This window comes from Zunongwangia mangrovi (assembly GCF_900112105.1).
Classification (GTDB): Bacteria; Bacteroidota; Bacteroidia; order Flavobacteriales; family Flavobacteriaceae; genus Zunongwangia; species Zunongwangia mangrovi.
This window is the reverse complement of the sequence record NZ_FOKV01000001.1, coordinates 325,001-337,947: the sequence shown is the minus strand read 5'-3', so window position 1 is coordinate 337,947 and position 12,947 is coordinate 325,001. Positions and strand designations below refer to the sequence as shown.

Below are 12,947 nucleotides of genomic sequence, written 5' to 3'. Positions count from 1 at the left end.
GGCATGATGTCCTTGATTTATAGATCTGTAATTTGTTCTATCTCTGCTTCAGTAAGCTCTAATAAGCCGGCTTTTGGAAGCCTGGTGATCATTTCTCGCCAGTTATCGTCTTGTTCAAAAATTTCAGCAAAAACAGGCAAAGCTTCGTCCAGGCGATCGCTGTTTGCCAGCGCTACCGCTTTCCAGAATTTCATTTCCAGGTTATCAGGAAACATTTCTTCCGCAGTACCATATTCTTCTAAAGCCATATCGATATCACCTTTCTCAACGGCAAGATCTCCTTTGTTCATATGTTCGTAAGCACGAGCGGTTTTAAGTAATCGCTCTAACTCCTGTATTGGATTTTGATGATCGTCTACTCTAAGATCGATATTTTTCTCTTCCCAGGGATTTTCAACTTTTTTAGGGCCTACAACAATAAGTGCAGCCGATTGTTTACCGCGAATGTCACCACCTGCATTTTGTGCTGCTTTTAAAACCTCTACCATACGTTCAGCTAAAGGAAGATCTTCGTTTGATTTAAAAGCTTCGGCCATGGCAGGAACAACTTTGTCATTCAGCATCATATTCGCCTGTACAGAAAAGTTTTCTCCTTCGATATGTGCGGCAGACTCTACACAAAGTTTTCCGGTGTAAGCAGCAACATTTCCTTTAACATCAAGAAAAGCAATTTGGCGGTAATCACGACCTTCGTCCTGGCTTACTAATTCGTCCAAAGCATCTTTGGCAGACATACCGCCACCCATTAATTTTAGTCCGTTTGGTCCGTAAGCAGGATTTACGAAAGACTGTGTAGCGACAACGCCCACACCAGATTTTCCCCAGCTCACCAAAGAACCTACAGAAAACCAATGGCTTTGTACCGCAACGGCCATTTCGCCAGTTCTGGGATCTTTAGCAACGACAGAGAAGGTATGGGCAAAAGCTTCTTTGTCGATATTGGCATTTTGAGCTTTTGCTTTAATCATAAAAAAACAAATTAAAACGAGTGGTAAGAATTTTTTCATGTTGATTGTTTATAGATAAAAAACGAGTTTAAATATATACAATCTTTGGCGAAGCCAGCCTAAAATATATGTTGGTTAATCTTTGATATCTATAACCTTAAGATATTCTGGGCCGCCATCTATGGGATATCCTTCCACTTTTTCAGCAATAATGGTATAGGTTTGTCCCTCTAATTCGGTTAGATCTATTTTTCCTGAAGTCAAGGCATAGGTTTCATTATCGGTTCGTAAAATATGGCTTCCGTATTGATAAGACGTAATGCCTGCTGCTTCGATTAATCCGGTAAGTTTCATATTGCTGGTTACTTTTTGATTATTACAGGTTGCAGTAATAATTAATAAAAAGAAAGAAGAAAGTAGCACTCCTATTTTCATGGTCATATAAGTTAAGTTGCTTTGAAAATACATTTTCTATGCGACTTTGCCTTTACTCTTAGGGAAGTTTTAACGAGTAGAAAGTTTACATAATAAAAACATTTTTAATTTTGTGTTTGCTGAAAAAGCCGGCCTCGTAGTTCAACGGATAGAATAGAAGTTTCCTAAACTTTAGATCCAGGTTCGATTCCTGGCGAGGCTACAAACGCAAAAAGGGATTAGAGTTTAACCTCCAATCCCTTTTCCTGACTTTAAAACTTACTAGAACTAATTCCGCCGCCTTTACAAAGCAGCAGAATAATCAAAAAACAAATAACTGCCAGAACGATTAATATGATTTCCAGCATAACTTAATTTTTAATGGCCTCGCAAAAGCTTTTTATATCTTATTGAGCTGATTTGAAGAAATTTCTCTGTTATAGCTTTATAACTTGCCGATTTAATTTTTATTGCTGAAGTTGTGCTACAACCTCCTGCCATTCTTTAATTTCAGGGATTCCCGGTTTTCTTTTTCCGAAGAATTGTACGATCAATTCGTCATTATCGTCAAAACATTCTATAGAAGTAACAATGCCATCTTCGGTTGGTTTTCTAACCACCCAGCAATTTTCGACTTTTTCCATATTTAGATGAAGATTAAAATCTGGATCCATGATATTAAACCATTGCTGGTGCCATAGCGTTTTTTTAATGTCACCGGTATGAATTTGAATATTTCCGCGATTTCCAACAAATACCATGATAGGCACTTGTTTGCTGGCAACGATTTCTAACATTTTTACGATGTTATTTTTATCAATTTTATCGGCGTAGTAGGCACTAGGCGCTAATTTTAAAGCCTGTGTACGACTTATATTGTGTTTTTTAAGTAGTCCAAAAAAGTGATGCGTATCTTTTAATTCTTCCCAGGATTTTTGGAAGCCTGCAAGATCAACTTCTTCATCGCTCTTATAATTTTTTTCTTCGGAAAAAGGCTTAATTTCTAAATCGGCCGATTGCTCTTCAGCTTTATATTTTTCAACTAAATTTTTATAGGCTTCAATATTGCTTTGCGGTGTAAGATAAATTTTATGAATTGCCATACCATCTTCAGCAAAAAACTGAAGACTAAGCCGTTCTTTTCCGCGAGCCATTTCAGAAACAGCAAATGCAAATGCCCAATGCATAAAGAAAATTCTTAGGTCGATATCTTCACCCACAAAAAGGCCAACCGGAGATTTGCCAATCGATGGATTTAAATAGGTTCCTTTTCTTTCGTGTACACAACTTTCGTTTCGGGTTAGTGCCATTACTTTTCCTAAAGATTCAATTTCCTGTAAAATTTCTTTAGGTTTATTCGCTAATCGGGTAACGCCATTACCAATTTTTGTGGCAAGCAATTCAGCTTCACTTACATTTAGCGCCTGTGCGGCATTACGTATTCTTAGTTGAGGTTGCTCTTCTTTAAGAGTTTCCCATTGTTGTTTTAAACTTGTTGTACTCATGGGTTAATATTTTGAATTATTGAGGTTGATTTTTCCTCGCCAAACACGATCATAGGTGTTTGTGCGAGAGGGTGAGACATTACCTTGCAGGGAAAATCGTAAACATCGCAAATGGTTTTAGATGTAAGCACTTGTTTAGGATTGCCATATTTTACCATTTTACCATCTTTAAGCAAGAGAATGCGATCTGCAAATTGTGCAGCAAGATTTAAATCGTGCATAACAATAGCGGCCATATTGCCTTTTTTTACAAAGCCTTCAACCGCTTCTAAAACTTTATGCTGATAATAAACATCCAGGTTGTTGAGTGGTTCGTCTAGCAGCATTAATTTTTCCTGAAATTCGTTGTTTAGCTGTGCAAATATTCTGGCAAGGTGAACACGTTGTTTTTCCCCGCCAGAGAGTTGGTTATAAGATTTGTCTTTAAAAGCGCTCATCTCTGTAAGTTTTAAACTTTCAGAAACTACTTTTAGGTCCTTAAGGTTTGGCTTGCTGGTAAAATATGGATAGCGCCCCATCATAACGACTTCGTTTACCGGCAGCGGAATATCCTGTTGGTGATGTTGGCTAAATTTAGCCCTTGTTTTTGCAAGCTTTGCTGTGGTCCATTTTTTAATTGATTGCTGCTGAAAATTAATTTCTCCTGAATAGTTGATTTCTTCAGTCAGGGCTTTAAGCAAAGTGCTTTTCCCGGCACCGTTTGGGCCAATGATAACAAAAAGTTCCCCCGGTTGGATACTGAAGTTTATATCCTGAAGAAGTTTCCTCGTTTTTATGTTGATGTCTAACTGGTTGATGGCCAACATTATAAAGCTTTTTTAAATTGAAGAAGAATTAAAATAAAAACCGGAGCGCCCATAAAAGCGGTAATAATTCCTATTGGGATTTCGATAGGAGCTAAAGTGGTGCGGCTAATTATATCTGCAGTAAGCAGTAACAAACTACCAAAAACGGCAGAGAGCGGTAAAATGATGCGGTAATCAGATCCTAAAAGCAATCTTAGGATGTAGGGAACAATAAGTCCTACAAAAGCAATTGTTCCTGCAAACGCTACTGATGCTCCTACAACTAAAGAGGATAACCAGATAATTTTTGCATGATATTTTTTCACTTTTATACCCAGGTGCCTGGCATTTTCTTCGCCAAGCATCATGGCATTTAAAGCTTTACCATTGCCGAATAAAAAACTAAGGCTAACAAGGTTAATTATAAATAGAATAATCACTTTTGGCCAGTTGGCAGCACCAAGGCTTCCCAATCGCCAAAACGTAAGATCACGCAATTCATCATCTTTAGAAATAAAGGTTAGAAAACCTGTAGTTGCTTCGGCCAGGGCAGCAATGGCGACTCCGGCTAAAAGCATGATCACTACATGGGTTTTTCCGTTTTTAAAAGAAATGCTATACACCAGCATCATGACTAATAGTGCACCAATAAATGCAGCGATAGAAATTAAGGAATAATGTAAAATTTCAGGAAGAAAGCTTTTTATCGTACTTCCTAAAACAATGGCTACAGCCGCAAAAAGTGCAGACCCAGAAGTTATTCCTATAATTCCGGGAGTAGCAAGTGGGTTTTTAAACATACCCTGCAAAGATGTTCCTGTAACAGCAAGTCCTGCACCCATAATTATTGCTAAGATGGTTCGTGGCATACGTACATCAAAAAATATATAAGCATCGGTAGGATTTACTGCTACAGTATCATCAAAAATGCTTTTAAATAAAAGCAGAAAGTCATTCCAGTTTAGCTGGTATACGCCCAAAAGGCTAGAGGCTATAAAAGAGACAATCAATAGAATAAAGCCTAAGGACATATACCATTTAAACTTAGTTTGCATACTGGCTAAGCTTTGTGTTAAGTTGAGCTGCAGCTTCTCCCGTTCTTGGGCCAAATCCTGTAAGTAACAAGCCGTCCATGCTAATTACCTGTCCTTTTTTTGCAGCGGTCGTATTTGCCAAGCCAGGAATATCTTTTAAACCTTCTACACCGTTTACACTTTGTAATCCGCTATCAAAAAATAGCAACACATCTGGATTGGCCTGTGCTACAGCTTCTGTAGTAAGTGGGCGGTAATCATCATAAGTGTTCATTGCGTTTTCGCCGCCGGCAAGCTCGATCATTTTTGCTACGGGAGTTTCTTTTCCGGCAACAAGCAAAGTACCGGCACCGCGGGCATAAACAAACATTACTTTTGGTTTGCTATTAAATTCCTTTAAAGTATTAAGCTCATTTTCGATGTTTTTAGTGATCTTTTTTGGAGCTTCAGTATTTAGGTCTTTCGCAACACTATTGGCTAGTTTTTTTGCTCCTTCTACAGAGTATTCTGGCTCGTAATAGTGTACCGGTACTTCTAAACCATCAAGCTGAGCAATAATATCTGCTGAAAGTTCTTTCTTAACCGCGAAAATTTGTGTTGGTTTTTGCTGAAGCAGGGCTTCAACATTTAAATTCATTACATGGCCAAGATCTGTAGCATTTTCTTTTAAGTCGGCTGGGTAAATACTGGTAACATCTACAGCTACGATTTGATCTTTATAGCCTAATTCGCTAATAATTTCGCTTAGTGTACCATTAAGACTAATAATACGCTCTTTAGCTGTTTCTTCCTGAGATTCTTGTGGTTGGTTAGCTTCAGATTCGTTGTTTTTACAACCAATTATGGCGATAAAACATAGAATACTGAATAGTTTAAATAGCTTCATATATTATTTTTATTAAATCTAAATAAGGCAAATGTAAAATTCATTTTGAAAGAAGTCCAATTTCAAATGTTAAATTTATTTTTATTTAGATTGGTTAAAAATAATATGAGTTTTTCTTTGGTTGTTTCAATTTCTGCTTATAAGTTTGCGGTTAAATTTATTTAAACTAAATCTAAATAATGAAAATTGCAGCTTTTATTTATTTCAGCTTAATCTTTGGGAGCCTTTATGCACAAAAGGATTCGGTTAATGTAAATGAGTTGGACGAAGTGCTTTTGTTTGGAAATGAACAGACTATAAATAGTATAAATAAAGAATTATTTAGCGTAAATGCGATTAGCGCACAGCAGATAAATCAGGTTGGGGCGAATAACCTGGCAGATATTTTAAATCAGCAATTAAATATTAGCATTACGCCCAATGCTGCAGATGGTCGCTCTACCGTTAGCATGTTTGGTTTGTCTGGAGATTATGTGAAAATCCTTGTGGATAACGTGCCGCTAGTTAGTGATAATGGCTACGGAAATAATATTGATCTCACCCAAATTAATCTTGAAGATATTGCTCGGATAGAAATTGCTGAAGGCGCTATGGGCGTACTTTATGGCGATAATGCTGTAGCCGGAGTTATAAATATTATCACCAAAAAATCTAGTGCTTCTAAATGGAATATCAGGGCAAGTGTACAGGAAGAAACGGTTGGTGAAGAATATAATTTTGAAGATGAAGGGAGGCATATCCAAAACTTAAATATTGCGCATAATATTTCAGATCACTGGTATGCGTCAGCTAATTTTTCAAGAAACGATTTTAACGGATTCAAAAATAATTACTTCGGAAGAGATTATTTCGGCTTATCTGGAAATAGCGTGGCTAATGACGGTAGGCGTGGTTACGAATGGAATCCAAAACTTCAGCACACTTTAAATGGAATGCTGAAATTCGCTAAAAACGACTTCAATTTTTTCTACAAATTCAACTATTATAATGAAACTCTGGATATTTACAATCACGCTATAAATGCGCGAATTCAGGATGGAGAATACGATATTACCGCAAATGATGAGCAATTTGTAAGCAACCGGTTTAGGCACGAAGCTCAGGCTTTTGGGAATTTGAACCAGGTGCATTATAATCTTTCACTTTCGTACCAAACTCAGGTTCGAGATTACGAAACCTACGTTTACGATCTTAGGCGACAACAAAAGAGGAGTACAACTTCAAAAATGACCAATCAGGAAAGTGATCTTTGGTTTTCTAAAGGGACTTTCGAAAATTTATTGTCAAAATCAGCCAATTTCAATCTTACTGCGGGTTACGAAATCACCTATCAGCAAGGTTATGACGCCGTAGCCAGCGGAGCATATTCAGATAATATTGCAGAACAGGATTTGGGGAATTACGATGTATTTTCTCAGCTTTCCTTTACCAAAAATAACTGGTCGATCTATCCGGGAATCCGTTATAATTACAATTCTAATTACGATGGGAAACTTATCTGGTCTACCAGTGCTAATTACAATCCGGCGAAGGATCTAAAACTTCAGGCGGTGGTAGGATCGGCTTATAAAACGCCAACTTTCACTAATTTATACTACTATTTTGTAGATGCCAATCATGATGTGCGTGGTAATCCAGATTTAAAGCCAGAAGACGGAATTTCATACCTGATCTCTGCGGAAAAAACTTCAGTTTTAAACAACGAATTTCGGCTTCAGAATAACCTGAAATTCTTTCATTTTGATATTCAGGATAAAATAGATCTGGCGGTTGTGGGCGATAATTCGCAAATGGAATATCTAAATATCAGTGAATATAAAATTTTAGGTGTTTCTACTGAAAATAACTTCAGCTATAAAAACTTTCAAACCAATATTGGCCTAAGTTACACCGGGATTTCACAAAGCCTGGAAACCGAATTGTCCAATCCGGATGATTATTTATTCAGCTTAAATGCTACGGCTGCTTTACGCTACTACTGGCCAAAAGCTGAAACTCGTTTTTCACTGCTGCTAAAATACAATGGCGAGTTGCAGCAATATTTTAGAGATAACGATACTAACGAATTTGTAAAGGGAACGCAGGAAGATTACTCGTTAATGGATGCCAGCATCAACAAATATTTCTTTAAGAAACGTTTTGAAGTTACACTGGGCGCCAGAAACCTTTTTAATGTAGTTCGCGTAAACAATTCGGCTATTACCGCAACGGCCGGTCACGAAGCACCATCAACTTCTTTGTTGTTTGGTTACGGCCGGTCTTATTTTTTAAAACTTTTATATAACCTAAATATTTAATTCTAATCAACACCAAATGAAAAAGAATCTTTTACTTCAATTATTTTGCCTCTCTTTTATTGTCTTTAGCTGTAGTAGCGATGATGATAATGGAGGAGGAATTATCGAAATCCCCGCTGTAGAAAGTGCAGTTTTAGATATCGAGTCTGGTGGCTCTACAGAACCTAACCAGGTATATATCGATCTAAGTACAGAAGAAACAACTGTAGTTCGTCGTGATAGCTGGGAACTTGGTTTTATAAGTTCAGAGAATCGCGTGGTTTTAAACTCTTCGATTTTAGCTTCAGCAGCAAAACTAGAAGGTATTTACGATATCGATGCGGTTAGTGAGGATACCGAATTAACTGCGCCTATGACTTTAAAAACTCTAAATCAAGGATTCCAACCAATAGAAGTTACGGTAAGTACGTTAAACGAATTAAAAGAAGGAATTCCTGTAGGATATCATATGTATGGCGATCTAGAAAATAACATTAGGTTTACTGATGACAGCACAGGAGATTTAGATAAAACAGCCATAGGTGATATTCCAACTACTGAAGCCGAAGCTGAGGTGATAATTGTTTCACTTGGTAATGAAATCCCAAAAGATGAAGCCGAAGCAGGATCGATAAACACCACTGGAGATCATCGTGGTTTTTATAAGATCAAGGTTTTTATGAACAACAACGATTATGTGTTGCAATATGCTCCCCTAAGTTCAGATACGCACGAGGAAGTGGTAATTACCAAAGACGAAGCTTATGACTTTACTGCTTTTAGTTTAGAAAACGGGATCGAGGTTGATGTAGAACCAGCCAAAGAAAACTGGGATCTAAATTATACCAGTGTATATTCTTACTACGGAAGTTCAAGAGGATTGGTAGCTGGCGTCACTTATTCAGATTATGTGGTACATAATACTTTGAATGGCGTAGGAGTTTATATGGTGCTTACTGAAGAGCCTGGCGAAGGCGAAGATGCAGCGCCTGTTGCTACCGGAGAACCTTTGTACGACGAGTTTACATTAGAAGATGTAAACGAAAATGAATTTGAATATAACGATCGTGCCTTAATTGCAAGTGGATGGCGTTCTAGTAGTGAAGGAGCACTTTCAGATCGTTATTATATTGTAAGAGATACCGATGGTAATTTTTACAAACTACAATTTACTGCGTTGCTTAATGAACAAGGGGAACGCGGTTTTCCTCAGATCGTTTACGATCTTCTTTAAGGAGTGTTATTTTAGTTAGTTTTAATCCCTGTTCTTGTAAAAGGCAGGGATTTTTTCTCGATTAAAGCATTTGTTAAGCCTTGTAATGATGGAATTTAATTATCTTAAGCTTCAAATTTTTAGTATGAAAAGGATTTTCGTAACCTTATTCGTTTTAGTGGTAGCTTTTACAGTAAATGCGCAACAATTAAAAGCCTACGCAATTTATGATTCTGAAGGAAATTCGGTTTCGTTTCAAAAAATGAGCGATAGTTTATCGAATTATGATGTGGTGCTTTTTGGAGAATTTCATGATCATCCTGTAGTGCATTGGCTTCAGAAAAAGCTTACTGAAAAATTATATGCTAAAAACACCAATTTGGTCTTAGGAGCCGAAATGTTTGAAGCCGATAATCAATTGATTTTAGATGAATATCTTCAAGGTAAAATTCCGCAGAGCCGTTTCGAAGAAGAAATGCGACTTTGGAATAATTATAAAACAGATTACAAACCTCTAATAGAATTCGCAAAAACCAATAAACTGCAATTTGTGGCAACCAATGTGCCAAGACGTTATGCATCTGCGGTGTCGAAGAAAGGCCTGGATTCTTTAAAAAATTATGCTGAAGAAGCTAAATCTTACTTCGCAAAACTTCCCATAAAAGTAGATACGATCACTCCCGGTTATGCTGAAATGCTGAAAATGATGAGTGGTCACGGTATGCAGGGTGATGCCATGAAATTTGTAGAAGCTCAGGCGATCAAAGACGCGACAATGGCTGAAAAGATCCTGGATTATCTTCCTGAAGATGGGATTTTTCTTCATTATAACGGCGATTATCACAGTAAGAGTTATGGCGGAATTTACTGGTATCTAAAAGAAATGAACCCCGATTTGAAGATCGCGGTAATTAGTGCAGAACAAAGCGACGACGAAGCTTTAGAATTTGTGCCAGAAAAAGCGAATACCGGTAATTTTATACTTTTTATTCCTGAAGATTTTACGCGCACTTACTAAAGGGGAAATTTCCATTTTTGTATAAATAAGTTGTCGATTTTTAGACTTTGGAGTTATTCTTGTTTTTGAAAAACTTCAAATGGTATTCCTATGAAATTTTTCAAACTATTTTCAATTCTAACTGTTTTCGGGTTTTCTATTATGGCGAGCGCTCAGGAAACAGATTCCTTAGCAATTTCACCTGAAGTTTCTAATCATAAAGCCATTCAAAAAGATTATCTAAGCATAGTCTATGGTCCGTATAGTTTTAAGTATAATATGGCATATGTTTCTTTAAACGGAGAAGATTACCAGAAAATCAAACAAAAACGATCTAAGCTTTTTAATCATTATGATTTTAATGGATTAATAAAACTCATAAAAAAATATAATGCTGAAGGTTGGGAGCTTATTGGAGAAGAATTCAATTTTAAAGAAGAAAGTGGTGACTACCTATTTGTGATGATGGCAAGAGATAGTGAAGAACTAAAAACCGAGAAAAAATAAGGTAGCTGTAAAAGCTTAAAATAAAGTGAAATAACAAGCTGTTAACAATTTAAACGGTATTCAATTTATACTTTTGAATCAGCTGTTTGTCTTAAAGCTAAAAAGGAAAGAAATTAAAATGTATTTCTGGGCAATCATTCCCAAATCTGATTCCCCGGAAACAAATTCTGAAGAACTCAGATATTTGTAAATGATTTTAAGTGAGAGAGAGTGAGAAAAGGGCTGATCAACGCTTGTTGGCAGCCTTTTCTTTTTGTATAATTTTAAGGTCTCTTATAAAATTCCGTGAAATAACAGCCCATTAACATCACTTCCCTTAGCTGCTTCTTAATTTCGTATCGAACCAAAAAAAATGAAATTATGAAGATGAAAAAGAAACTCAATTTAGGTTTACTACTATTAGCATTTATTAGTTTTAGTGCGATTAATTTAAATGCTCAAAGCGAAAAACAAAAAGATCTAATCGACGATGCTACTGCATCTAAAGCTGCTTTTATTGAAGAAGAACCAGAATTGGCAGCTTTATTCGAAAAAGCCGCCGGTTATGTGATCTTCCCAAATGTAGGGGAAGGCGCTTACATTTTAGGTGGAGCAGCAGGAAACGGTGTGTTGTTTGAAGATGGGCAGGTAGCCGGGTTTTCAGAATTACGTCAGGTAGATATTGGTCTACAAATTGGCGGGCAGGCTTATAGACAGGCTATTTTGTTTCAAACAGAGGCAGAATTAGATGAATTTAAAGAAGGAAATTATAAACTTTCTGGAAAAGCTTCTGCCGTGATCGTAGAAGAGGGTAAAGCAAAAAGCGTTAATTTTAAAAAAGGTCGCGCCATCGTAACCATGCCAAAAGCTGGGGCAATGGTAGATATTTCTGTAGGAGGACAAAAGTTTGAATATAGAGACTGGAGTGAATAATTAAAATATTCAGTATTATTGTATAAAGCCGGTAATATAACCGGCTTTTTTTGTACCGAAGGATTTAATAATCCGAGGTACTTTACTTCAAAAAAAACATCATGAAGACAAAAGCTATAATTTTTGACGTAAACGAGACTCTTTTGGATATGCAAAACTTAGAGAATAGAGTTAATACTGAATTAGGTAATGAATTGGCTTTTCAAGTTTGGTTTAGTAAGCTTTTGCACTATTCGTTGGTGGAAAATGATACTGAAAATCATCATGATTTTTCTCAGGTTGCCTTAGCTACTTTCAAAATGTGTTCTAATTACTTTGGCAAAGAATATTCAGAAGAACAAATAAAATCTATACTGAAATTGGTTAAAGAATTGCCGGCTTATCCGGAAGTTTTCGAAGCACTTAAAATCCTAAAAAAAGACTGCATTTTGATCGCTTTAACTAACGGAAATCAGGAAACCGCTGAAGCTCAACTAAAATATGCCAAAATTGATGGTTTTTTCGATGCGATATATTCAGTAGATGTGGTAGGAAAGTTTAAGCCACATAAAAGTACTTACCAAAAGGTTTTAAGTGATCATCAACTTAATGCTTCTGAAGTTTTAATGGTTGCAGCGCATGGCTGGGATATTGCCGGGGCGCAAAATGCAGGTTTAAAAACAGCTTTTATTGCAAGACCGGGCAAAAGTACATATCCATTAGCAAAACAGCCAGATCACATTGCAGAGGATTTAGAAAATCTTACTAATATTATAATCTAGACCAGAAAAACCTGCGTGCTAGTTATTAGAAAAATCTTGATCTCTTATCACTTTAATTCTAGAATATCGAATACTAAAAAACAAGGACCGAAATTGTATAATTTCAGCCCTTGTTTTTTAGTATTTAAGATTGGTTAAAATCTCTAGAAATTCCTTTTGAGTAGATTGTGTTTTGTCTTTGGTGTACCAAGTGTGTAATTCTTTTTCGAAAGCTTCAAAATCTCTACCGGCAGGATTTTCTTTCCAATCCATTACCATATCCTGGGCATGCTTTGGTCGTGGTCCCCAGGTAAACAATTCTACTCCATCTTCAGAAAAAGCAATAAGCTTAGGGATCGATTTACTTCCGTTGGTATGGTATTTTTCAATCAACTCTGGATTTTCGTCTCTAAGAATTACTCTAAGATCGATTTTGTTCCCTGCGGCAGCAATTTCGCCTATAATTGGCAAATTCTGGGCACTATCCCCGCACCAGGCTTCAGTAATTACATACCAAACCTGTGGTTTTTGGAGTGTAGTGACAAAATTCTCTAATTCAGGAATTAGTTTTGTTGTTTTATTAAGCCTTTTCATTCGGCTTAAATTAAGCTCGGTAAATTTTATAAGATTTTCGGTTTGTTTTTCTCCGGAAGTCTGTTTGTTTTTTACCAGTTGTACCGTCCATTCGTAAAATTCGATATAACTAAATACCGGTTTATTTACATTCATTT

Annotated in this window: 13 protein-coding genes and 1 tRNA gene; 7 read left to right on the top strand and 7 right to left on the bottom strand. The window is 36.6% G+C overall.

Going from position 1 to position 12,947, the window contains the following annotated elements:
* Nucleotides 1-17: 17 nt before the first annotated feature.
* Both BM201_RS01525 and BM201_RS01520 read right to left on the bottom strand, forming a co-directional pair.
* On the bottom strand, nucleotides 18-968 hold the full coding sequence (locus tag BM201_RS01525) for a DUF1028 domain-containing protein (RefSeq protein ID WP_245758548.1): 951 nt from the start codon (nucleotides 966-968) through the stop codon (nucleotides 18-20).
* A 114-nt stretch (nucleotides 969-1,082) separates the two neighbouring features.
* Complete coding sequence (locus BM201_RS01520) at nucleotides 1,083-1,388, bottom strand: hypothetical protein (protein WP_092539629.1); 306 nt, start codon at nucleotides 1,386-1,388, stop codon at nucleotides 1,083-1,085.
* Nucleotides 1,389-1,512: 124 nt separating this feature from the next.
* Between BM201_RS01520 and BM201_RS01515 the strand changes: the two genes are divergently transcribed.
* Nucleotides 1,513-1,584: transfer RNA gene (locus tag BM201_RS01515), tRNA-Arg, on the top strand.
* Nucleotides 1,585-1,828: 244 nt separating this feature from the next.
* On the opposite strand, the gene BM201_RS01510 is transcribed toward BM201_RS01515, so the two are convergent.
* The 4 genes from BM201_RS01510 to BM201_RS01495 are packed head-to-tail and all read right to left on the bottom strand — an operon-like array spanning nucleotide 1,829 to nucleotide 5,571.
* Nucleotides 1,829-2,866 carry a hemin-degrading factor gene (locus BM201_RS01510; protein ID WP_092539628.1) on the bottom strand — a complete coding sequence of 346 codons (1,038 nt, stop codon included), beginning with the start codon at nucleotides 2,864-2,866 and terminating at the stop codon, nucleotides 1,829-1,831.
* Complete coding sequence (locus tag BM201_RS01505; protein WP_092539627.1) at nucleotides 2,863-3,672, bottom strand: heme ABC transporter ATP-binding protein; 810 nt, start codon at nucleotides 3,670-3,672, stop codon at nucleotides 2,863-2,865. Before BM201_RS01505 ends, BM201_RS01510 begins: the two co-directional genes overlap by 4 nt.
* Nucleotides 3,672-4,706 carry a FecCD family ABC transporter permease gene (locus BM201_RS01500; RefSeq protein WP_092539626.1) on the bottom strand — a complete coding sequence of 345 codons (1,035 nt, stop codon included), beginning with the start codon at nucleotides 4,704-4,706 and terminating at the stop codon, nucleotides 3,672-3,674. The genes BM201_RS01505 and BM201_RS01500 overlap by 1 nt, the downstream gene beginning before the upstream one ends.
* On the bottom strand, nucleotides 4,696-5,571 hold the full coding sequence (locus BM201_RS01495) for a heme/hemin ABC transporter substrate-binding protein (protein WP_092539625.1): 876 nt from the start codon (nucleotides 5,569-5,571) through the stop codon (nucleotides 4,696-4,698). Before BM201_RS01495 ends, BM201_RS01500 begins: the two co-directional genes overlap by 11 nt.
* A gap of 179 nt (nucleotides 5,572-5,750) precedes the next feature.
* Here BM201_RS01495 and BM201_RS01490 point away from each other — a divergent pair, with 179 nt between their 5' ends.
* The 6 genes from BM201_RS01490 (at nucleotide 5,751) to BM201_RS01465 (ending at nucleotide 12,237) form a co-directional block, all read left to right on the top strand.
* Complete coding sequence (locus BM201_RS01490; RefSeq protein WP_092539624.1) at nucleotides 5,751-7,868, top strand: TonB-dependent receptor plug domain-containing protein; 2,118 nt, start codon at nucleotides 5,751-5,753, stop codon at nucleotides 7,866-7,868.
* 16 nt (nucleotides 7,869-7,884) lie between these two features.
* Entirely contained in the window at nucleotides 7,885-9,081 is a 1,197-nt protein-coding gene (locus tag BM201_RS01485) for an HmuY family protein (protein WP_092539623.1), read from the top strand.
* Between the two features lie 124 nt (nucleotides 9,082-9,205).
* Nucleotides 9,206-10,078: a ChaN family lipoprotein gene (locus tag BM201_RS01480; RefSeq protein ID WP_092540574.1), complete on the top strand. Its 873-nt coding sequence runs from the start codon at nucleotides 9,206-9,208 to the stop codon at nucleotides 10,076-10,078.
* A gap of 90 nt (nucleotides 10,079-10,168) precedes the next feature.
* The gene (locus BM201_RS01475; RefSeq protein ID WP_092539622.1) at nucleotides 10,169-10,564 is read left to right on the top strand and encodes a hypothetical protein; all 396 of its coding nucleotides are present in this window, start codon (nucleotides 10,169-10,171) and stop codon (nucleotides 10,562-10,564) included.
* Nucleotides 10,565-10,924: 360 nt separating this feature from the next.
* Nucleotides 10,925-11,476 carry a lipid-binding SYLF domain-containing protein gene (locus BM201_RS01470; protein WP_245758547.1) on the top strand — a complete coding sequence of 184 codons (552 nt, stop codon included), beginning with the start codon at nucleotides 10,925-10,927 and terminating at the stop codon, nucleotides 11,474-11,476.
* A gap of 101 nt (nucleotides 11,477-11,577) precedes the next feature.
* On the top strand, nucleotides 11,578-12,237 hold the full coding sequence (locus BM201_RS01465; RefSeq protein ID WP_092539621.1) for a haloacid dehalogenase type II: 660 nt from the start codon (nucleotides 11,578-11,580) through the stop codon (nucleotides 12,235-12,237).
* A 117-nt stretch (nucleotides 12,238-12,354) separates the two neighbouring features.
* On the opposite strand, the gene BM201_RS01460 is transcribed toward BM201_RS01465, so the two are convergent.
* Nucleotides 12,355-12,945 carry a thioredoxin family protein gene (locus BM201_RS01460; protein ID WP_092539620.1) on the bottom strand — a complete coding sequence of 197 codons (591 nt, stop codon included), beginning with the start codon at nucleotides 12,943-12,945 and terminating at the stop codon, nucleotides 12,355-12,357.
* Nucleotides 12,946-12,947 lie beyond the last annotated feature (2 nt).